Origin of the sequence: Aquimarina brevivitae (assembly GCF_004216895.1) — a bacterium.
GTDB lineage: Bacteria > Bacteroidota > Bacteroidia > Flavobacteriales > Flavobacteriaceae > Aquimarina > Aquimarina brevivitae.
Genome location: NZ_SGXE01000001.1, coordinates 808,321 through 831,736 on the forward strand (window position 1 = coordinate 808,321; position 23,416 = coordinate 831,736).

A 23,416-nucleotide genomic window follows, 5' to 3' on the forward strand; every position below is an offset into this window, starting at 1 on the left:
GATTATCTGATTTTTGGTGTTTCTTTGGTTTCGTTTAGTTTAATCTCAAATTCTTCAGGCATGTCTGGATGCTCTACTTTTCTAATGTCTGTAGCTTTAGTAGTGATGTACCAATGCTCGTTTTTAGGCAATCTTTCATAAAGCATCTCCATTTTTTCTTCAACATTACCTAAAGGTGATTGTAGATAATTACGGGTAGCCATTTGGCGTACGGTTAAATCTTCGTGTGTGGTTAATCGAAACAGCATTTTCTCTGCTACTTCATTTTTGTTTTTAGCTAAAATCCCTAGTCCTTCCACAGCGGTGATGCGGATAATGATCTCATCTAATCGCGTATCAATTTCTGGGTTTTCAGGGGCGGTATCTCTGGGAATATTTAATGAAGCAATTTCATATAGAAACTCCAACGCCTCTTCGGTACGTAGCTCTTTTAAGGTTTCGATGAGCATCGTACGATATAGGTAGTTTTGGTCCGGTATTTTTTGGTACAACATGGCGATGCTTTCAGCAAGATTTTTTTGATCTCGTAGTCGGTGTAAAGACCATAAGTAGCGCTCTTCAGCATCTTTACCCGAACCCACTGCTAATTGTAAGTGTTCTTGAATAAGTTTTCCATTAGGAACGCTGGCAAAAAATCCATCCAAGGATAATACCGAGGACTCATCAAAAGATAGTTCAGAAGAATACTCCGTAGCTTTTGTAGTCACCTCAATGGCGTTGGTTTCTTCTGAGTTTTCTGGGACGTCGTTTTCACAACTTTGTACAATACTTAGTACCATCGCTAATGCACACAAGGCTACTAAGGTTTTGATAGTGTTTTTCATAATAATGAATTAGTTTATTTGTAATTAGTGTTTTGTATGGCAGCAAAAGTAGGAGTGAGATCTCTCTCAAGTAAGAGTGCATGACCTGAATACCGAAGGGGTAAACCTCCTTTTTTAATAGGGGTGGTTTTACCTGTTTCTGGCAAAACGCATTTATATTCAAGCGATAAAACCAGTTATGATGTTATTACTTGATCTATTTAGAAGTAGTGGATTAATAGTGAAAGTTGAGGTTTTAGTTTTGCAAAAATTGATTTTGAAGAAAAACTATTTCAAATGATCTTAATATAGCAACCGATTTCTTTTTCTGTGGACATAAACTTATATATAAAAAAAGCTACTTCTATACAAGAAACAGCTTTATTTGAAGGTGGTCCCACATGGGCTCGAACCATGGACCCCCTGTCCCGATAGCTATCGGGAGTGTCAGGTGCTTGATGTTTTTAACATCAGCTTTTCTACCATTTCAGGATATTTCTTTAAGTTTTGGATATAGGTTCTGCTTTTCATAGCCTTTATTTTTTGTTCAATAGCAATGGCCTGAGTGTAGGTTTTGGTGGGTATAAATAGGTATAAAGTCCAATCATTGGTAATGCTGGTATATGATTTTTTACCGTAAAAGGAAGTGTTGTGTTTTTGAATTCTTTGGTTAAGATTTTCCTGGCAAGCTCCAATATAGTATTTGTTTATTTTTTGGCTGGATAGGATATAGCAACCGATTTCTTTTTCTGTGGACATATACTTATAAATAAAAAAAGCTGCTTCTATACAAGAAACAGCTTTATTTGAAGGTGGTCCCACATGGGCTCGAACCATTGACCCCCTGTCCCGATAGCTATGGGGAGTGTCAGGTGCTTGATGTTTTTAACATCAGCTTTTCTACCATTTCAGGATATTTCTTTAAGTTTTGGATATAGGTTCTGCTTTTCATAGCCTTTATTTTTTGTTCAATAGCAATGGCCTGAGTGTAGGTTTTGGTGGGTATAAATAGGTATAAAGTCCAATCATTGGTAATGCTGGTATATGATTTTTTACCGTAAAAGGAAGTGTTGTGTTTTTGAATTCTTTGGTTAAGATTTTCCTGGCAAGCTCCAATATAGAACTTGTTTATTTTTTGGCTGGATAGGATATAGCAACCGATTTCTTTTTCTGTGGACATAAACTTATATATAAAAAAAGCTGCTTCTATACAAGAAACAGCTTTATTTAAAGGTGGTCCCACATGGGCTCGAACCATGGACCCCCTGATTATGAGTCAGGTGCTCTAACCAGCTGAGCTATGGGACCTGAAATGGACGGCAAATTTAAGCAATAGAATTATTGCACCAAACTTTTTTATAAAATATTTCTTTATTTTTTATGTTACTATTTATGGATTCGATTAGAAAGTACTGAAGCGTAAAGCAATTTTAAAACGAAGCTTATTTGATAAGATTCTAAATGGTTGACTACTGTTTCACTACTTTGAGCATTTGTTCTTTTCCAGAATTAAGCTCTATTTTTAAAATGTAAATTCCGGCGGCAAGCTTATGGGTATCCATTTTTAAAGTAGAAACATCCTTTTGTCTTGTTTTTTGCAATACCATTTTTCCCTGAGTATCAAATAATTTAACCTGATTGACTTGATACGCTGCATTGATTAACAACTCCTGATTAAAAGGATTGGGATAAAATGAAATGGATTTTGGTCTTTTAGTGCCCTTTTTGGTGATGATGCAATCGCCTGCTATAAAATCCATCTTATTGTTCATCGAATTATTTTCTCCACCTGCTGATAGACTATAGGTGTAATAGAAATAAATGCGTTGTCCGGATCTACTATTTATTTTATATGGAACACCAGCTTCAACGAAATATCCAGGAAAAACGGTATTATTATTTGTACTATAGTACAAAATGACCAGACTATCTCCAATTCCTGTTTTTTGTGGTATAAACGTAAGATAAGTCCCTGTGCCATCTTCCATAATTTCTGCAATAAAATCTCCATTAGCTGCAGTAAGGATGCAACCTTCTAAGTTTTCTTCTATCACCAGGGTATAGGTAACTGAGCTTATCGCCCCACAATTATTGGTGTATGATGCCGTATAGCTACCAGCTTGTTCAAGTTGAATATTGTTGAACGTAATTTCACTTTGATTTGAGGTAAATCCATTGGGTCCGGTCCAACTCCAATTCCCCTCAGTTTCGGCGTCTACCCTATATTTAAGGTTATCTCCTTCAACCACAGTAATTGATGTACCTGAGCTCGGATTACCGTCATTAATGGTATAGGAGGTGCTGATCACGGAGGGTTCGCAAGTATTGGTGTTTCCATCATCCCAAATTATATCATCAATTGCAAATTCAAAAGGGGTGGACGGTATGGCTCCATCGTTGCCGATTCTAAATACATAAGACATATCCTGGAATGCTAGGAGACCCGAAAAGTCCTTAATAGGAATACTTATCTGTCCCCATTCCCCATTTCTAATTAGTCCATATTTGTTTTCCCCTGCCGGAAAACTGATATCAGCAGCATTGGTATAATTGTCATTGAGACCAATGATAAAAGATACATCAGCCGGAATTTTAATTTTAAATTTCAGGAAGCCATTTTCTACATAATTGGACATGTTTTTTCCGAACAAGGAAGTAATTCCCGCTCCGAACCAACCTTTAGAAGGGTCATTAGTAAACGCCAATACATTTTCTCCTTCATATGGAGCTTCGTCTGATGCCGTTAGGGTTTCTCCAAAAACATAAAATTCAGCGTCTGTACCAAAGGTTAATTGATTATTAACCGGCGTTTCATCCGTATATACTCCAAAACCACCTTGCTCAGGAGGGGTAGTACCGTCTGATAGGGTTACTTCACCGTGTCCATTCCATTGATAAACCCTAACATAATCAACATACATTTTACCAGGTAATGGTGCCGTGACCTGATTGTTATTTAGCGTACCAGGGAGTGTTCCCCCCACGGCCAAATTCAATAACATATAGAAAGGTTTGGTGAAAGGGGCAGTAGTACTATTGTTAGCATCTATTGGGAAGGGATTTTCATAAAGATCATATTCCTCACCATTATCGATTACAGTAAATCGAATTTGTGTAGGTTCCCAATATACTCTGTATTTTACAAATCGGTCATTTAGTGGAGTAGTAGCCACATAGGGTTTATTGTAATTGACGTCATAGGCGATATTACCAACACCACCGTCGGGCAGTGGAAAAAAAGTATTGGCCCCTACGTAAGTGTTAACGGTGGATTCTGGTTCTTGTTGAAAGGCTCTTCCTTCATCGCTAAAGCCCATTTCCATCATATCAATTTCCCCTATGGCGGGCCAGTTTAGATTGGCAGTGCCCAAGAACCAAACTGCGGGCCATAACCCTTGTTTAAGGTCAGGAACACGCACTCGAGCTTCGATCATTCCATACTTAATAGCTACTTTATCTTTGGTAGTTACTTTGCCCGAGGTAAATGCTCTATTACCAGCATTTTGTCGCTTAGCTTCTAATACCAGTGCTTTATTACCTTCTTCTCCGGGGATATCTTCGATAAATACGTTGTCTTCTTGATAAGATTGTAATTCTTGATTACCCCAACCGCATAGGTTAGGACAGCCATCGCCGATATCTTTGTTCCAGTGCTCTGTAGTGAAGGAATTAAAATTGTCTTCCCAAAGTATTTCACCAATCTGTGCCTGCGCACTGTAAAAGGATAGTAAAAATAGAAATACGATTTTGTGATAGACTAAATTTCTAAGGAAAAAGATTGACTTAAGAAAAGAATTTTTTGGTTGGAAATAAGAGTTCATAATTTGTGTGCTTGTGTGAATGGAAATATTTGTTACATAGATTAATTCATTTAAAAAAATAAACCCCAACCCAATTGCATAGGTCGGGGTTCTGAAATGATCGAATTATTAAAAATTATAAAAAGCTAATGGTTCGATCTTAGCTTTATATTCGATTAATTTAATTCAAAATTGGCTTCCTTTGTGGTGTCAGAACTACCACCTACAAAAACGCTAAACATCCCTGGCTCTATCATATAATTACCAGTATTGTCATAAAACCCTAACTGTTCAGTAGTAAGCTTAAAACGTATTGTTTTTTGTTCTCCCGGTGCTAGGGAAACCATTTCAAAGCCTTTTAATTCTTTAACAGGTCTTGTTATACTTGCAAAATGATCTCTGATATAAAGTTGCACCACTTCTTTACCAGCCATAGTTCCCGTGTTGGTAAGATTTACTGAAACTTCAACTATCGGTTCTTTAGCATTAGCGCTTATCATTTTAACATTTACATCATCATATTGAAAAGTAGTATAACTTAATCCATAACCAAAAGCATAAAGGGGTGTATTTTTTTCATCGGAATAATGCGACCAGAATACAATATCTGGACCATCTGATGAAGGTCTACCTGTATTTTTATAATTATAATATAATGGAGATTGGCCAACAGACCTTGGGAATGACATAGGCAATTTTCCACTAGGATTATAATCACCATATAATACCTGTGCAATGGCATTACCACTTTGAGATCCTAGATGCCAAGCTTCTACTATAGCTGGGATATGTTCATCTGCCCAAGTAATGGTTAACGGTCTACCGTTATTTAGAACTAAGACGATATTTTTATTTACCTTATACACTTCTTCAAGTAGTTGCTGCTGTACTCCTGGTAAGCCTAGATTTGCTCGGCTCCGCGCTTCTCCGCTTTGAAAACCGACTTCTCCAAGCACCATAATGACAACATCATTCTTTTTTGCCACACTAATTGCCTCAGCAAAACCACTGGTGTCATCCTTATTTATTTTTACTTCATTAACAAAGGTGGTAGCACCCAAAGAAACATCCGCTCCCTTGGCATAGGTAACTGTATTGCCTTTGTAGTTTTCTAATCCCTCAAGTACCGAAATTGCAGTATTGTCTTTAGCAGCAATTCTCCAGCTTCCTAAAGGGCTGTTTTTATCTGCTGCCAGTGCACCAATTACTGCTATTTTCTTTCCTTGTTTCGGCAAAGGAAGAAGATTATTTTCATTTTTTAGAAGTACGATAGATTTTTTAGCTATATCCAATACGACTTCGTGATTTTCTTTACTTCCTATAACTTCTTTTTCTCTAGCTTCATTGCAGTATTTGTATGGATCTTCAAAAAGTCCTAACTCAAATTTTACCCTTAATATTCTTCGGGCTGCATCGTCAATATAGGCTTCTTTAACTTTTCCTTCTTTTACTAACTCAGCTAGATGCGCTACATAAAGATACGATTCCATATCCATATCGGAGCCTGCATTGATGGCTAACTCGGCTGCAGTTTTACCGTCTTTGGACAGGCCGTGGTTTATGGTTTCTTTAATGGAACCCCAGTCAGAAACAATAAATCCGTCAAAACCCCAATCTTGTTTTAGAATATCCCTTTGCAACTCTCTATGGGTAGTTGCAGGTATACCATTGAGTTCATTGAAAGCATTCATAAAAGTACGTACTCCAGCATTTTTAGCCGCAATGAACGGAGGAAAAATTATATTATGTAGGGTAGAAGTTCCTACATCTACTGTGTTGTAATCTCTACCTGATTCTGCAAAACCATACCCAGCAAAATGCTTCGCACAGGCCGCGATGGTATTATATTTAGAAAGATCATCACCTTGAAAGCCATTAACCCTAGCTACGGCTATTTTAGACCCTAAAAAGGGATCTTCTCCTGCTCCTTCCATAACTCTACCCCACCTAGCATCTCTGGAGATGTCTACCATAGGTGCAAATGTCCAATTAATTCCTGCGGCAGCAGCTTCTTTTGCTGCAATCCTTGCAGAATTTTTAATGGCTTCTAAATCCCAACTTGCAGATTCTGCTAGTGGAATAGGACTCATGGTCTCATAGCCATGAATGACATCAAAACCTATAATTAAAGGTATACCTAATCGGGTTTCTTCTACTGCTATCTTTTGGACAGCTCGTACATCTTTAACACCTCTAACGTTAAGCATGGAACCAACCCAACCTTTGCGTAGGTGTTCAAACTTTTTAGCCGCATCACCTTCTTTGGGAGAAGGTCCAGTAACGTTCCAAAACCCATTGTACTGGTTCATCTGGCCTATTTTTTCCTCTAATGTCATTAGCGCCAATAACGAATCCACCTTGGCTTCGATTACAGGGTTTTGTTCGGTGGTAAACGTGCTTTTTTGCACCTCTTTTTCTGTAGAAGAAGAGGTACAATTAAGCGTAAGCAATCCTAGGACTACTCCTATAAAAAGAGCATTCAGCTTTTTCATGAATATTTATTTTTTCCGATTTCTTTTGTTTCAGCAATAGCTTATTGATATACTCTTACATAATCAATTTCCATGGTAGAGCTGGTAAAGCCCGGATCAATTGTACCACCAAAATTTCCTCCCATAGCCACATTTAGAATCAAAAAGAAATCGTCATTAAAGGGTAGTTCTGCATTATTCGTAAACGTATGGAATACTTGACCATCTATGGAGAAGCTGATTTCACTTGGTGACCAAACTACTTCATAAATATGAAAGGTATCCGAAACATCACCGTCTATAGTACCTTCAGTTACCGCATCACCTCCGGAATTACCCGGAAAGTGAAGCGATGAAAACACTGTATTTTGTTGGTTACCTACGTGTTCCATAATGTCTATTTCACCACAATTTGGCCAACCAATGGATTCGAAGTTTGAACCAAGCATCCATATTGCTGGCCAAGTACCCCCACCTGAGGGCAGCTTGGCTCTAACCTCTACACGACCGTAAGTAAAATCAAATAATCCTTGAGATTTTAGTCTTGAAGAAGTATATCCTCCATTTTCTGCTCTTGCAGTGATTTTTAAAAGACCGTTTTCCACAATCACATTACTAGGATCATCAGTATACGTCTGAGATTCATTATTACCCCATCCGTTTTGCCCTGTTCCTAAATCATACGTCCAGTTAGAAGCATTTGGCGCTCCATCGGTGTCAAATTCGTCAGCCCAAATTTGATTTTCAAAAGGAGGCTCGTTAGCATCATTACCACCGGGTTCACCAGGAGTGATTAAAAACCACCAGTCAAATTCGTTATTTCCATCTGTAGATCGTAAAACTAAATCGTTTGATGCCTGTTGTGGATCGTATCCAAATAATTCATAAGAATGATTACCTCCAATATAATACCCGATAAATCCAATACCAGTAAGGTTTAAGGTTACAACTCCTCCTGGAGCGGTAATTGACCAAGAACCGATATAATCACTATAAGGATAATTTTCGATATCTGCACCATTTTGTGTTCCTGAACCTGGACCATTTAATTCATTGATAAGATTTTCTCTTCCAAAAACAGTTCCTGAAGGATCTTCTGTTGGATCGTCATTGGTGTTATCTACAATGTGCGTAAAGGTTCCATCTGCATTAAAGATATAACGGTCATCATACATACCTACACCAGCTTTATCATTAGCAGGAGCGGCAAAGAATTCACCAAAAACTTCTCCGCCTACTGGACCTAATCCAAAATGGCCATTGGCTTCACTCTTAATACGAAATGGAGCACTGGTAAGAAGATTTACCAATTCAATAGGTGGCTCATACAATACTAATACCTCAACTTGTACGGTAGTACTCGTTGATAACCCGCCTGTTCCATTGGCTATAACGGTTACATCATAAATAAAAGTTCCTGTTCTTGAAAAATTATATACTTTTTGCCCGGATGGAGCTGCTTCTAAAGTACCATTGAAAAGGTAAGAGTAAGAAACTGCGTCATCAGCCTGAGCATTAAATGTAACTTCTCCGCTTCCGTCTCCAAATGGATTATCGGCATCGGCTCCTGTAATATCAATAGCTACATTAAGGTTAGACGGTGCTTTAATTTCTCCAATGGAGATGTCATCGTCTTGGCAGCTACTGCTCCATAGGATTAGGACCAGTAGCATTCCTATATATTTAAATATTTTCATAGTCATATTTTTAGTTCGTTAAAAAGATATCATCAAAATAGAATGTTTCACCGGCTCCCATATTTCCAAAATCAGGGAAGATGATTACATTATAATAAGAAATATCTGTGCTAAATCCATTGAAACTAGTTAAATCAAAGGTTATTTCCTCCCAGCTATTAGCCACTGTTGTAGAGGATTGAACCTCTACAAATACTGTTGGGTTGCCGTTACCATCAGGAGGAGACGTTGTATCTTCCATTTTAAATAAAATAGGAACTCCGGCTCTTGGCGACCATACTTTTAAAGATATGGTGGTTCCGTTGGAAAAATCAACTGGCCCATCTAAGGCTAGACTAGCACCAGCCCAGACCTGTGAACCTGTTGGTTTTTGGATTTCTGTTACAGTAGCACTTGTATTTAATCCAGTTTGATCAGGATTTGTTGCTGTAGCAGCTGGTATAGGTCCAAAATTAGGATCTCCAAATCCAGCCCAAGTGTAAGTTAACGTACTTACTTCAAAATTTAAAGGAAGTTTTAGTGAAGCAATTTCAATATCATCAAAGTAGAAAGCTTCTCCTGCGCCCATGTTTCCGAAGTCTGGGAAGATAATTACATTGCTGTAAGGGATAGAAGTACTGAATCCATTATAGCTAGTAAGATCAAAAGATAATTCCTCCCACGCATTTGCTACAGTTGTTGTAGCTTGAACTTCAACAAAGACAGACGGATTACCGTTTCCATCAGGTGCTGAAGTTTGATCTTCCATTTTAAATAATACAGGAACCCCTGCTCGTGGCGACCATACTTTCATAGTTACTGTAGTTCCATTAGAAAAGTCTGCGGTACCTGATAGATTCATACTTGCTCCTGCCCATACCTGTGCCCCAGCTGGTTTTTGGATTTCAACTACTGTATTACTAAAATTCATACCTGAAGGATCCGGATTATTTACTGTACTCGCCGGAATCGGACCAAAATCTGCGTTACCAAAACCACTCCAAGTATATGTAAGATTATTAGATTCAAAATTAATCGGGAAATTAATTACCTCAGTAGGGGCTCTATAAAAGTAAATATTATCAATGAATACTGTACCTGCTGCCCAAGGATCTCCAACAAATTTTAGCTGATGTATATCCGCAACTGTAAATCCATTTTGATCGGTATATGCTGAAATTGGAATATCTATACTGGTCCATTCACCTGCGGTTAAATCGCTCCACACTGGTCTTTCTCCGTTAGAAACACTAATTAAAGAAGTTTCTATTCTAGATACATCCCCGGATGTCCATACATCCAGGTGGATGAATTCCATATTTGATACATCGACAGGAGATCCAAATTGGATACCTTGGTAGCTCAGATTAATATACTGTAGCATTTCATCACCATTAAGGTCAAATGAACTCCAGCTACTTCCTTGACTACCTTGTCCCCAATCTGGGAAATAATCAGTACCTGCTACGTCATCGTAAGCCGCACTAAATATTGATATTACATCTTGTGTAGATCTTGCCGGTGGTGCGGGTGCAGATGCTACGGGTTGTAGAATCTCAGTTACCGTAAATTCCTCAGTGTATTCTGTAGTTTCGATAGCTCCACCTCTGGCAACAACTCGGATTGTATAGGTGCCTGCATTTTCGTAAATATAGGATACGGTATCACCAATATTTGCAGAAACAGGAGTGTCATCAGCGTTTTCGCCAAAATATACATCATAAGATACTGCAAACTCAGCCGTAGCTGTTACATTTACCTGTTTTGATACTGCAGCATCATTTTCTATTAAGACCTCTAAATTTTGAGGTGGATTAAATGAAACAACTAGCGGTTGTACGGCTTCAGTGGTTTTGCCTGATACACTTTTACCTACGATTCTTAGTTCATAAGAACCTTCTTCATAAATGTGCTCCGCTTTTTCTCCTGGAGTTACATTAACGGGTTCTAAAGTGCCATCACCAAAATATACATCAAATGATACTGCTCCCTTACCTGTGGGGATAATAGTAACAAATCCTGTGTTGTCCTGTGTAATATTAACCAAAGCAGTAATATTACTAGGAGCTTCAACAGCATCGAGATATTCGAAGCTGTCATCCTCTTTACAACTAACAATGACTGTTAGTGAAAGGAATAATCCAATTATAATTTTTAAATATTTCATCATAGTAATTTTTTAATACCCTTCATTTTGCGGCCAGCGATCACCTGCTAGCTGTATTTCAATAAGGGGAATGGGGAAAACTTCATTTTTATTGGCTGTAAAGCCATCAATCGCCTGTGCAGCTCTACCAGTTCTTACTAAGTCAAAGAAACGATGTCCTTCGCCCATTAGTTCTACACGTCTTTCTTGGTAGATTGCTTCTGTTAGTGCTGATCCTGTTAAGGTGATATCACCTAATTGTGCTCTATTTCGTACCCGATTAAGGTAAATCTGAGCTTGTGCATCATTAGGTGGATTTTTTCTATTATGTGCCTCTGCAGCCATTAATAATACATCTGCAAAGCGAATTGCTCTATAGTTATTAGGGTTGGTAAGATTAGCATCTCCAGTATTCAAATCACCTTGTCTAGCTATATATTTTCTATTATAATACCCTGTATGCTCAAATCCCTCAACATAAGTAGCTCCTGTTTGAGCAGACCAGGCTACAATATCTAAAACAGCAACATCTCTACGGATATCACCATCTTCAAAAGATTCATAGGCCTCTTGAGTGGGTACGTTGAAACTAAAGCCCGAATCAAATTCAGGACCTGAATAATTACGGATTCCATTGAACCCTACAGCTACATTACCTTCACTACATTGTAAACATCCAAAACCTGCTCCCTCTACATCCGTATACTGAACTTCAAAAACAGATTCAATATTATTTTCACCTTCTTGCTCAAAAATACTGTTGTAGTCGGTTACCAGGTCATAAGGACCAGCAACAACCTGATCCAATACCTGTGCTGCTTCTGTGAACTTATCTTGATATAGATATACTTTACCCAACAGCGCCTGTGCAGCACCCTGAGTAACTCTACCGGTCTCAGCTTGTACAGCTGGCAAATTGTCCGCAGCATAGATTAAATCTGCTTCAATTACTGCATATACGTCTTCTTTTGGAGCTCTATCGATTGAGTTCTCTTCTCCAAAGAGAATTCTACGATCTACCGCTAAAGGCACATCACCGAAGAATTTGACCAACTCAAAATAATAGTAGGCTCTTAGGAATCTCGTTTGAGCAATAACTCCATTTTTACCAGGAAAATCAGTTTTATCCTGAAATTCCATGATATAATTAGCTCTATTGACACCGGCATACATCCAACTCCATATATCTCTCAATTGAGCGTTAACATCTGTATGTGTCATATTATCAATCTCCTGAATTCCAGGAACGTCAGTTGCACTTTCACCACCGGCTAAGGTATTGTCCGAAGCAATTTCCCCTAGCATTACGTTGAGGTAAGTGGATTGTAACAAATCATATGCTCCAATCAGTGCATTTTGATAATCCTCTTCTGAATTAAAATAATCTTCTGAATTCTGATCAGGAGATTCTACATCAACATAATCATCGCTACACGCGATTACCAATGTAGATATCATCAATAAGAGAATGAATTTTATATTGTTTTTCATCGTACTTATTTATTTTTTAAAATTTAAGGTTAACACCTGCTAAATAGGTTCTTGGTACAGGATAAAATCCTTGATCGATACCTCCGCCTATTGGCGCTCCAGAAGATGCAGAAGGATCATATCCACTATACTCTGTAAAGGTATATAAGTTATTTACGGAAAAGTAAATTCTTAATTTATCGATACCCATTGCTTCTGTAAAACGTTCAGATAATGAATAGCCTAGCTGTACATTTTGAATTCTTAAAAACGAACCATCTTCTACATAAAAGTCAGAAAATAAATTGTTTGTATTCGCTGCTGTAGTCACTCTTGGGAATTCATTTGTTGACCCTGGACCAGTCCATCTATCTAAGAAACCAATTCTTCTATTTACAAGGGGCTGATTTCTTTCATAATTTCGTACAATATCATTACCCAATGATGCAAATGAATAACTGGTGAAATCAAAGTTTTTCCAGTTGAAACCAATGTTTAATCCCATAGTAAATTCAGGTATAGGATTACCGATATCTGTTCGGTCGTTAGAATCTATAATTCCATTTCCATCAATATCTACGTAACGCAAATCTCCAGGTGCTGCATTTGGTTGAGCACCGTGTGCCTCCACTTCTGCTTGATTCTGAAAGATTCCATTAGTTTGTAATCCATAGAAATATCCGATGGGTTTACCTGCTTCCATACGAGAAGGGGGGTCCTGACCTACACCAAAACTACCTCCAGGTATAAATCCATTATCGTTATCTACGAATATTACTTCATTGTCTAATGTGGTAAAGTTATAACTGGCATTAAAAGAGAAATTGTCAGAGAATCTTTTGTTATAAGCGATTCTAAATTCAAAACCTGTGTTTTCTACAATACCCGCATTAATAACCGGTGGTGAAGAACCAGGTGCGCCTACACCAAGAATACCTGATACAGGGGCGATTACTAATAAATCTTCAGTTCTTTTCTTGAAGTAATCAAAAGTGATATCAAATTGGTCATTGATAATTCTTGCATCAAAACCAATATCCAAGGTTTTTTGTTTTTCCCATCTTATTTCTGGGTTTGATAGTGCACCTATCGCAGTACCAAAACGCAATTCGTCATCTATAACATAAGCACCTTCTCCGTTAAGAAGGGATACGTATCTATAGGCAGGAATTCTATCATTACCGATAATACCATAACTACCTCTAAGTTTTAAGAAGTTAAGGAATTTTCCGGTATTTACAAAAGATTCGTCTGATATCACCCAACCAGCAGAAGCCGAAGGGAAGTATCCAAATCTATTTTTTGGACCAAAGGCAGTAGAACCATCTCGTCGAACAATAGCGGAGAACAAGTATTTACCTTGATAATCGTATTGTACTCTTGTAAAATAAGAAAGTAACCTGGTGTCGAAGGAGTCACCTCCATTTTGAAAGTTATCGACTACATCAGAAGCATTAGCAATGGACGCATTGGCATAGGAGTTGCCAGCAATATCAAATCCAGTAAAACTACTAAAATCTCCTGAAGTTCTAAATACAGACATACCCAGTAGTGCTTTTAAATTATGATCATCACCAAAAGTATTTTCATATTTAAAAAATGAGTCCCACGTAAAATCTCTAAAAATATTTTTAGATTCAGTTATACTATTTCGATCTACGTTAAAAACCTTGCCAGCACCGTAAAAAACTTCGGGAGAAAAGAATTTACTCTCCACTTCTGAGTAGTTAAATTGAAATCTGGATTCTGCAGTAAAGACATCCCAGAAATTGTATTCTAATCCAAAAGTAGCAGCGATTTTATCAACCCAGGTATCATTAAACGTATTTGCAACTTGTGCAACCGGGTTAATTACCTCGTTTCCTAAGCCTTCAGCTAAAGTAAAATCTCCATTTTCATCGCGTACCGTGAAGGTAGGAGCCATATTTAATGCATTGAATAAAACAGAACCTAAAACATTTTCAGGTAAAGTCTTTCTGCTGGTTTTTGTCCAGATATTAGCGGTAGAAAATTTTAAATTTTCACCGATTTCAAGGGTATAGTTAATTCTTCCAGTAAATCTATCAAAATTAGATTTGCTACCTCCCACAATACCATCTTGATTTAGATAGGCAACGCTGGAGGAGTAAGAAAATTTTTCACCTCCACCTTTAACACTAAAATTTACTTCAGAAATAGGTGCTACTTTAAAAACTTCGTCTTGCCAGTCCGTACCTTCTCCTAAACCAGAAACATCTGGAAAGGGGAGTTGCTCTCCACCTGATGCATAGGCCTCATTGATTATCAAACCATACTCGGTAGCATTTAAAACAGGAATTTCTCTTGTGGTAGTTTGAAAACCTGAATACGTATTGAGTTCAAAAGTCATATCTTGATTTTTACGACCAGATTTAGTGGTAATCAAGATTACCCCATTTGCTGCTCTAACCCCATATATACCCGCGGTAGCATCTTTTAAGATGTTAATGCTTTCGATGTCATTAGGGTTTACGGTACTAAGGTCTTCGATAACGTTACCATCAACTAATATTAATGGGCGGCTGTCCCCGTTAGTAGAAATACCCCTAATCCTAATATTTGATGCACTACCTGGTGACCCGGATGTAGATGTAACGTTTACACCTGCCACTTGTCCTTGTAATGCTTGTTCAACTCGTACGGGGTTGAGATCGGTAATATCATCAGCACCTACTACAGATACGGCACCTGTGATTTCTTTTTTGGTCTGGGTTCCATAACCAATTACGACTACTTGTTCTAAGGATTCAAAATCCTCTTCAAGGGTTACGTTGATCTGTCGATTGTTTCCTATGACAACTTCCTTAGTGGTAAAACCTACATAAGAGAAAACTAGCACTGATGACGATTGTACATTGTTAACAGTATAATTTCCGTCAAAATCAGTAACGGAACCATTATTAGTACCTTTAACAATCACATTTACGCCTGGTAAAGCCATGCCTGAGGCATCTGTTACCTTACCCGTGACTTGAATTTCTTGTGCATAGAATGTTGTTCCTAGAAACACTGCAATTAAGAAATTAATAATTTTCATTAGCTTTTTATTTGGTTCTCTCAAACTTAACCAGTTTTATTAAGAATTTATTAATAACGAACCTCAACAAAAAACATACATCATCATCCAGGAAGTGTATAAAAATAAGGACAAGACGTTCTTAGCGCCCTTGATAAGAGACTTGAGACCCGATGTTAAACTTATGCTAAACGAGCTAAAAAGCCCTAAAAACGGCTTACTCTAACGTTGTAGTATAGGTAATGTTGAGGTAAAATAACATTTTGTTGAGGTATTACACCTCTAATATGTAATTTACTAAATTGTCAGAATGATCTAAATTTAACTTTTTTCTTAAACGATACCTTTTTATTTCGACGCTTCTTACCGAAATATTTAATAATGGCGCAATTTCTTTTGAAGATAAATTAAGTCTTAAAAAGGAACAAAACCGTAAATCATTTGGGGTTAAATCAGGGTGCTTAGCTTTAAGTCTTTTTAGAAAATCTTTGTCAAGGTTATTTAAGGCTTCTTCAAAATGCTTCCAATCATCTTTATTATTTAAATTTTGATCAATAACGCGTTCCACTCCTTTGAGTCCTTTTTGCTGTTTTTCGCTTTTTTGAAGCTCTTTCTTAATGGAGTTTAAAATTTCATTCTTTTTGATGATACTCATGGTATAGGAAGCTAATTCTCGATTTTTACTTTCAATATCCTGTCGTAGCTTTTCATTATTTAGCTCCATTATTGCTTTTTCATTTTCTAATTGCTTAAGCTCTAGTTTCTTTTTATTTTCTTCTACAATTCGTGATTTTTGTTGTGCATAGTATTCTTTGTAGGCTCTATTAATTAATAAAAAGAGTACAATGAGTACAGCCATATACGCTATTATGATTATGGTAGAAGCGTACCAAGGTCGATCGATAGTAAACGCATAACTTAATTCATTGGAGTTAATAACATCTCCTGTTTTTGCTCTTACCTTAAACGTATAGTCACCGGGGGGTAGGTTTTCAAAAATGATGTTAGAATCTGTAGTCCATTTACTCCAGTCTTTATAAAAACCTTCTAAAGTATATTGAAACTCAGGAATGATGTATTTGTCATATTCTGGTATGGTAAATCCAAAGGAAATTGTATTGACTTTGGATGGCAAGGTAAGTTCTTCTTCGGATAAGGCTATGGCTTTGAAATCAGCATCCTTGCTTTTAACTTGAACCTTATCCAAAATTATATCGCGTTCCTTAAATTTAAATTCTGAGACTTCTAAATTAATATATCCTTTTGTTGTACCGATCAGAAAGGTTTCTTCTTGAATATGATTTATGTTTTCAAATCCTAACATTTCTTTTCGTAAAGATTTTGGGATTGGTATTTTATTAATCTTTAATGCTTCAGAAAACTGACTTTCGGTAATTTGACCTAAATAATCCTTTGCAAAAACCCATAAATTTCCTCGGTTATCCTTTATAATTTTACCGGTTAAATCCTCTTTAATCTGTTTAAACCTGCTGTCTTGTACTGTTTTATCGAATGTGTTGTTGTTGGTATTATAAAAATAGGTTTGCTGCTGATTAGTGTACAGTAATTCCTTATCGTAAGTGACAATATTGGAGTTATCTCCTTTTACTATTGAAGTATCTTTTTTTATGGTTTGAATTTTAGATAATTCTTGGTTTAAACTTAATTTATACACACCTCTATACTCGTGATTTACCCAGAGGTAATCTTGATAAAATTCCATATATCGGCAAGAGATATCAAAGCCTTCTATCTTATTCCGTAAAGACCATTGATCGCCATTCTTTTCAAAAACTACGAGACCATTGTAGGTTCCTTGAAGCAGAAGGTTGGGATTACCCGGTATCGTTTTAAAATTCCAGCCTCCTAAAGCATCAGAAATAAGAGTGCTATTTTCTTTGTTTATGATGAAGGTCCCGGAATCGTGCCCACAGAATAGAGTGTTATCGTAAATAAATAAATCCCAAACTTGTCCATTAGTATCCTGAATGAATTCAAAATCCTGATCAGAGGCCAAAGGTTTAAAAAATACACCTTGATTAGAGCCAATGTATAAATACTCATTATAAACGGCTGAGGTATATACCGTTCCTATCTTACCGCGATAATCAGGATAAATTCTTACCGGAGACGTAATATTTATACAATTGATCCCATTGTCTAGCCCTAACCATATGTTGTTATCATGATCTTCAAAAACTGTAAGTACCGTATTGTTACTTAATCCCTTGTATTGATTGAGACTGTATAGAATGGCTCCATTTGGAGAGACTATAAGGATACCTTCTGAGATGGTGCCTAAAACAAAACTTCCGTCAGCTAGGCGAAGTGCACTAAATATGGAGTTTTTTTCTAATGATTTTTCCAAACGCTCAAAAATCTTACTAAAGTTCGCACCAGAAAGTCTGTAAAATCCATTATTTCTTGTGATTAATAAGAGATCATCATCCACTAAAGATAGATGTACAATGATATCGTTATCGATATAACTAAGATCGTTAACTAATACAGGCTCACCATTTTCAATTTTGAATAAACCTTTTTTTGTATTCTGAAAGTAGACGGAGTTATCTACTTTAAAAATTCCAAGAATACCGTGCTTGGTGTCAATAATATCTATGACATCGGTGAGTGTATTATAGATATATATTCGGTTTAAAGACTGAAAGAGAATACGGTCATCTTGGTGAATGATATGCCAAAATTGCTCGTCTTCGACAAGTTGCTCTTTTATTTTGTCGCTAATAGAGGTGTAATTGAGATTACCGAATTCATCCCTTTTCCAAAACCCAAAATTCATATAAAATCCTGTATAAATCTTTTGGTTTACCACTTTTACAGATCGAATCACCGTTTTATTTGGAGTTGGATATAAGGTCCATTTTTTGCCATTAAATTCTAATAGTCCTTTATTATTACCGGCATAGAGATATTTGTTATCACCCTGTGATATGGACCAATTCTGTGATTCCACCTCTGTACTTTCGGGTATAAAGTCTTCTATGGGAGGTAGTTCTTGTCCTAGAACGTAAGGACAATTGGTATAAAAAATAAATAGTAAAAGTAGTAGTCGTAAATAATTCAAGGTATGTAAGGTTTCTTAGCTATGGTTAATATTATACGTAAGCCTTGCAGCCCAAGCTGTATTTATTTCGCTAAGGCTTGGTTTTAATCGTTAAATGAAAATACAATATTTATATTTTATAATATAATGGTTTGGTTTTAAAATTCATTTCACTATTGCTTTTAAAAAGGGTCGCTAAACTCGATTCACATTGATTAAATTACATTAGATTTTTCAATTTATGTTTTTATAAGATTTCAAATTCCGGCCAGTATTAAAGCATCCAACCGGAATTTTTTAGGAATTATTTCTTCTTGTTTTTTCCTTTTTTAGAAGGAACCTTATCCACTTTCTTATTCTTTTTTTTCTTCGGCATCTTATCTTTGATCCGATTTTCTTCTTCTTTTAAATCACTAATAAATGCGTTGTTATATGCATAAGGCTTTGCTAGCTTTAAGATCTTCAAAGCCTTTTTATACTTTCTTTTTTGCTCATATAGCATTGCTTTTTTTAAGTAAATGACCGCTTTGTCCGTACCCTTGACGGTTAATGCATAATCAATTAATTTTTCTGCTTCGGCATAATCTTCATTCCATAATAATACATTGATATATTTTGGATAGATACCAACCGCAGCAATATCTGCTGCTAACGCTTTTTGATAGTATTCTTTCGCTAGCTCATAGTTTTTTAATTGCTCTGCATAAATTTCACCCATTAATCCTAGTGCTGTCGTATTATTTTCATCATAAGCTAAGGCATAGTTTAAGGACTCCACGGCCTCTTCTAAATCATAAGGATAGGCGTCTAACGCCTGAAATAAATATTTATCTAATAAATTGCTCATCTTCTTGTTACTTTATTTGATTACGTAAATCATTCTTTAGCTGGTTTCGTTTATGTTTAAACGAAGTTTCTTTTTTCATTTTTTTAAAATCAGTTCCTTTAAATACTCTCACAGGATTACCGCGTTGTAAATTGAGATGATTCTCCCACTGATCGGTCACAATTTGCTTCACTTTATCCAAATGAGTTTCCCATACTTTTTGCTTTAGGCGTTCTGTAGCTAACTTCTTATTTTGATGTTGAGACCTGCTATCCATAGCAACTACTGTGATGCCAGTAGACATATGCGTAGCGCGTACCGCAGAGTTTACTTTGTTTACATTTTGGCCACCGGGTCCAGAACTGCGAATAGCTTGATACGAAATATCTTTTGTTGCTATTTTTTGATCAACGACTGTGTCCAATTCAAAAACTCCTATGAACCAATTTTTTCGTTTATGATATTTTCTAAAAGTTGAAGTGCCAACCCATTGAATCGTTCCGAGCCATTTCTTAAGGAACGCATCTACATCTGATCCTTTTAGCTTTACAGTAGCAGACTGTAGCGTTGCATTTTCATTGCCGGGCGATCTATGAATCACCTCATAGGACAACCCTATTTCTTGTACTTCTTTTAAAAAATATTTTAATACCTGGGCAACAACCCAGCAGCATTCTGCTGGGCCTCTGCCTGCGGTTATTTGTATTAATTTTTGTTTCATTATTTTTATTTATAAATCGATTTTCACTTTATAGACTCCAGCTTTCGTGGAATGACAAAATGTTTTTAGTGTTCATTTTCTTTGCTTGCCCAAAGAAAACGAACCAAAAGAAAAGGCACTTTTTTCAAGGTGTTTCCAAGCTGCGCAAGGAACCGGATTGTGTTTCCTAAAATCTTTCCAAGGCTTCAAGATTTTTATACGCAAACAAAATCACTACACTGGTGAAAAAAGATGTAATACTACCGATCCATTCTCACAATTTTTGGTGTAAAGGTACCGAGTACTGTTACCAATTCTTTTTGATTAGCCATCACCTTTTGGATGTCTTTATACGCCATTGGTGCTTCATCGATACCACCACCAATCAAGGAGACTTCCTTAGCCTTGAGCTCTTTTTTGATCTCACTTTGGGTCAGCGTTTCTTTACACTTCCGTCTTGATAATACCCTGCCTGCTCCGTGTGAAGCAGACTCCAGGCTTTCTGGATTTCCTAGGCCCTTTACTATAAAACCAGGAGCGGTCATAGAACCGGGAATGATTCCCAGCTCTCCTTTGCCAGCTGGTGTGGCACCTTTGCGATGTACAATACATTCTTCGCCATTGACGCGTTGCTTCCAGGCAAAGTTGTGATGATTTTCTATAGTTACCACAGCTCGCGTGCCTATTTGTTTTGCAATGCGATAATGAATATTGTCATGACACGCTTTTGCATAATCACCAGCTAAATTCATCGCCATCCAGTATTCCTGACCATCGTGTGTATCCAAATCTAACCAGGCCAACTGCTGCACATGTTTTGGTAACGGACATTGCTTAGTGGCGAGGTAAGTATAGTGTTTAGCAATATTAGCACCCAATCCTCGCGATCCGCTATGCGACAATACAGCTAAATAGTGACCCGCAGGTAATTTCCACTCACGCTCTGGTGTTGAAATGTCTACAATGCCAAACTCCACAAAATGGTTACCACCACCAGAGGTTCCTAGCTGCTTGTAAGCTTTATCCTTAAGTCGCTTTAGCAATGGAATATCCTTAAACTCATTTCTTTCAAAAATTTCGTGATCGTGTTTTACTTTATGGGTCTCTTGCATCCCAAATTTGGTGTGCTCCATTAAGATGTTCTCCAACTGATCTTTTTTTCCTTTTAGATACGATACTGGCATCTCAAAAATGCTTAAACTCATTCTACACCCTATATCCACGCCTACTCCATAGGGGATTACAGCATTTTTAGTCGCCAGCACTCCACCGATAGGCAATCCATAACCGGAGTGTGCATCGGGCATTAAAGCACCGGCCACACTGATCGGTAATTTTAGCGCATCAAATAATTGATATTTGGCCTGCGCTTCAATTTCATTTTCGCCATAAATCCTAAAAGGTGCTCTGGTAGTCTTGAGTGTTTGCCTTTTGACTACTACTGGGTCCAGAAGGCTTTCAGCGATTTTACCCCAGACGCCATCTCCTTTATAATTTTCAGGATGTTGTAACACTTTTTTTGCTTCTGTGAGTAGTTGTTCTTTTTTTACTTTTTTATGATATCTATTAGTCTGACCCAGGGTCACGTTGATACTATTGTTTTTTGGAAATCCTAATTTGATTAGGTCCTTTCCGCTTAATTTCTTTCCCATGATTTTATACTTTGGGCGTTACCCCGAGTACTCGGGGTCGGGTTTTCTGCTGTATCTTTTACAGAATCGCTTCGGAATCCTCAGCGGACTGTAAAAGGATGTCGCGGCAACCCCTAACGCAAAATTTTATGACAAACGAACATCAAGGGTAGCTGCACAACAAGTAGTATATAGTTGTGAATGCCTACAATAATGTCCGAAACTTAGGGCTCCGGACTTCATAGCATCTAAATAGGGTAGTTACTTAGTAGTGAAGTCCCGAAGCGTACTCAAATACAGACCTTGTCCTTTTTGAGTTTTTGAATGTGCTTGTATAAAAGTCATTGTACTTCGGTATTATGGTTTATTATTTAATACTTAATTGTCTATACCTCGCCGGAGCTTGTCCTGAACTTGCCGAAGGGCTCGGTATGACAGTTTAACTTATTAAGTTTGCGGTGCAAATATGTAACGGGTTTTTTAAATATGCAACTAAAAAATCAATTTATTTTATTGGTAATCAATTGGTTACATTGAAAATTAGGCATTAAGGGTCTTGTCCGTAACGTGTTGGTTACCGATATTTTACGCAATGATTTGATTCACTGTGTTTTAGCATTTAGGCGTATGCAAATTGTTTTTCAGGCATTATTTAAATTTTTTTGTCATTTTTCTTTCCTTTTAAACTCTCCATAAAAAAAGCGCCCAATTTCTTGGACGCTTTCTCAATATGTTGATGTTAAAACCTGACTACTTATTACATAGCTGGCTCAGTGAGCGTCCTTTTTTATGTGATATGAAGTACATCATGGTTTTATAAATGGTTTTTCTTGTTCGTATAATCGAGTACAAAAGTAGTGTAATATTTCAAGTTTCCTAATCAAAAACGCTATTTAGAAGCGTTTTAGCCTATCAATATACAGTAATAGTATAAGAACTATGATGAATTTCTTTAGCAGGTAATTGTTGAATACCTTCTTTTTCTTCCAGGTTTTGATTGGTATTTTCTACGTCCGCATAGCCCAACCAGGGTTCGATACATACGTAAGGGGCATTTGGTTTTGCCCAAATCCCCAAATCCGGAAAATCCTTGAAGTCTACAGATAGTATAGGTCCTTTGTTATTGTGACTTAATGTTGCTTTACCAGCATTGATCTGTTTAAAAATCAAGGCATCGTTATCAAATAGGTTAGGAGTGAGCTTAATTTTATCATCTTCAAAGATCGCAATGGTTTGGTTACTAATTAACCCTTCCTTGTTCAGCACATGGCTTTTGGCACCTGTTCCGTTTTGCAACTGAATATAATAATCGGTATAGACTTCATCTTCATAGAGCGGACAATTAAATGCTGGATGCCCGCCGACACTAAAATACATAGTAGTGTTTCCTCTATTTGTAATTTGATGAGATACCTTGAGTTGATTTTCTATGAGCTCGTAAGTAACCTCAAATCGAAAATGAAAAGGATAAATTTTTAGGGTTTCTGCTGAATCCTGTAATGAAAAAGTTACTTTCGTTTCTGCGGGTTGATCGACGACCAAATCTTCATTGTATCGTATAAACCCATGTTTGGGCAATTCATATGATTGCCCTTTATATGCATAAGTACCCTCTTTTAAGCCACCAATAATAGGAAACAATACCGGAGCTCTACTTGCCCAGATATCAGGATCTCCCTGCCACAGGTATTCGGTAGTGTTCTTTTTATTATAGATACTATGGAGTTCAGCCCCAATAGAATTGATCTTAACTTTTAAAAATTCGTTTTCCAGGGTGTGCATGTTTTAATACGTG

At 37.0% G+C, this 23,416-nt stretch carries 14 protein-coding genes and 1 tRNA gene; all 15 read right to left on the reverse strand.

Annotated elements, in window-relative coordinates:
- Positions 1–2 precede the first annotated feature (2 nt).
- A complete protein-coding gene (locus tag EV197_RS03275; RefSeq protein WP_130285304.1) occupies positions 3–824 on the reverse strand; it encodes a HEAT repeat domain-containing protein in 822 nt (273 codons plus the stop codon).
- 426 nt (positions 825–1,250) lie between these two features.
- Positions 1,251–1,562, reverse strand: a complete 312-nt coding sequence (locus EV197_RS03280) for a GIY-YIG nuclease family protein (RefSeq protein ID WP_130285305.1) — start codon at positions 1,560–1,562, stop codon at positions 1,251–1,253.
- Between the two features lie 109 nt (positions 1,563–1,671).
- On the reverse strand, positions 1,672–2,061 hold the full coding sequence (locus tag EV197_RS03285) for a GIY-YIG nuclease family protein (protein WP_242610685.1): 390 nt from the start codon (positions 2,059–2,061) through the stop codon (positions 1,672–1,674).
- Positions 2,038–2,111 (reverse strand) — tRNA-Ile (locus EV197_RS03290). Before EV197_RS03290 ends, EV197_RS03285 begins: the two co-directional genes overlap by 24 nt.
- A gap of 161 nt (positions 2,112–2,272) precedes the next feature.
- Positions 2,273–4,624 carry a T9SS type A sorting domain-containing protein gene (locus tag EV197_RS03295; protein WP_130285307.1) on the reverse strand — a complete coding sequence of 784 codons (2,352 nt, stop codon included), beginning with the start codon at positions 4,622–4,624 and terminating at the stop codon, positions 2,273–2,275.
- 155 nt (positions 4,625–4,779) lie between these two features.
- Positions 4,780–7,095 carry a beta-glucosidase BglX gene (bglX, locus tag EV197_RS03300; protein WP_130285308.1) on the reverse strand — a complete coding sequence of 772 codons (2,316 nt, stop codon included), beginning with the start codon at positions 7,093–7,095 and terminating at the stop codon, positions 4,780–4,782.
- 41 nt (positions 7,096–7,136) lie between these two features.
- On the reverse strand, positions 7,137–8,771 hold the full coding sequence (locus EV197_RS03305) for a family 16 glycosylhydrolase (RefSeq protein ID WP_165388990.1): 1,635 nt from the start codon (positions 8,769–8,771) through the stop codon (positions 7,137–7,139).
- Positions 8,772–8,781: 10 nt separating this feature from the next.
- Entirely contained in the window at positions 8,782–10,920 is a 2,139-nt protein-coding gene (locus tag EV197_RS03310) for a hypothetical protein (protein ID WP_207224189.1), read from the reverse strand.
- Between the two features lie 9 nt (positions 10,921–10,929).
- Positions 10,930–12,387, reverse strand: coding sequence for a RagB/SusD family nutrient uptake outer membrane protein (locus EV197_RS03315; protein WP_130285310.1), 1,458 nt, complete (start codon positions 12,385–12,387; stop codon positions 10,930–10,932).
- 16 nt (positions 12,388–12,403) lie between these two features.
- The gene (locus tag EV197_RS03320; protein WP_130285311.1) at positions 12,404–15,421 is read right to left on the reverse strand and encodes a SusC/RagA family TonB-linked outer membrane protein; all 3,018 of its coding nucleotides are present in this window, start codon (positions 15,419–15,421) and stop codon (positions 12,404–12,406) included.
- A 253-nt stretch (positions 15,422–15,674) separates the two neighbouring features.
- The gene (locus tag EV197_RS03325; protein ID WP_130285312.1) at positions 15,675–18,485 is read right to left on the reverse strand and encodes a helix-turn-helix and ligand-binding sensor domain-containing protein; all 2,811 of its coding nucleotides are present in this window, start codon (positions 18,483–18,485) and stop codon (positions 15,675–15,677) included.
- Positions 18,486–18,768: 283 nt separating this feature from the next.
- Entirely contained in the window at positions 18,769–19,311 is a 543-nt protein-coding gene (locus EV197_RS03330; RefSeq protein WP_130285313.1) for a tetratricopeptide repeat protein, read from the reverse strand.
- A gap of 7 nt (positions 19,312–19,318) precedes the next feature.
- Positions 19,319–20,011, reverse strand: a complete 693-nt coding sequence (prfH, locus tag EV197_RS03335) for a peptide chain release factor H (RefSeq protein ID WP_130285314.1) — start codon at positions 20,009–20,011, stop codon at positions 19,319–19,321.
- A 239-nt stretch (positions 20,012–20,250) separates the two neighbouring features.
- Positions 20,251–21,642: an RtcB family protein gene (locus tag EV197_RS03340; protein ID WP_130285315.1), complete on the reverse strand. Its 1,392-nt coding sequence runs from the start codon at positions 21,640–21,642 to the stop codon at positions 20,251–20,253.
- An 891-nt stretch (positions 21,643–22,533) separates the two neighbouring features.
- The gene (locus tag EV197_RS03345) at positions 22,534–23,403 is read right to left on the reverse strand and encodes an aldose 1-epimerase family protein (protein ID WP_130285316.1); all 870 of its coding nucleotides are present in this window, start codon (positions 23,401–23,403) and stop codon (positions 22,534–22,536) included.
- Between the last annotated feature and the right edge of the window lie 13 nt (positions 23,404–23,416).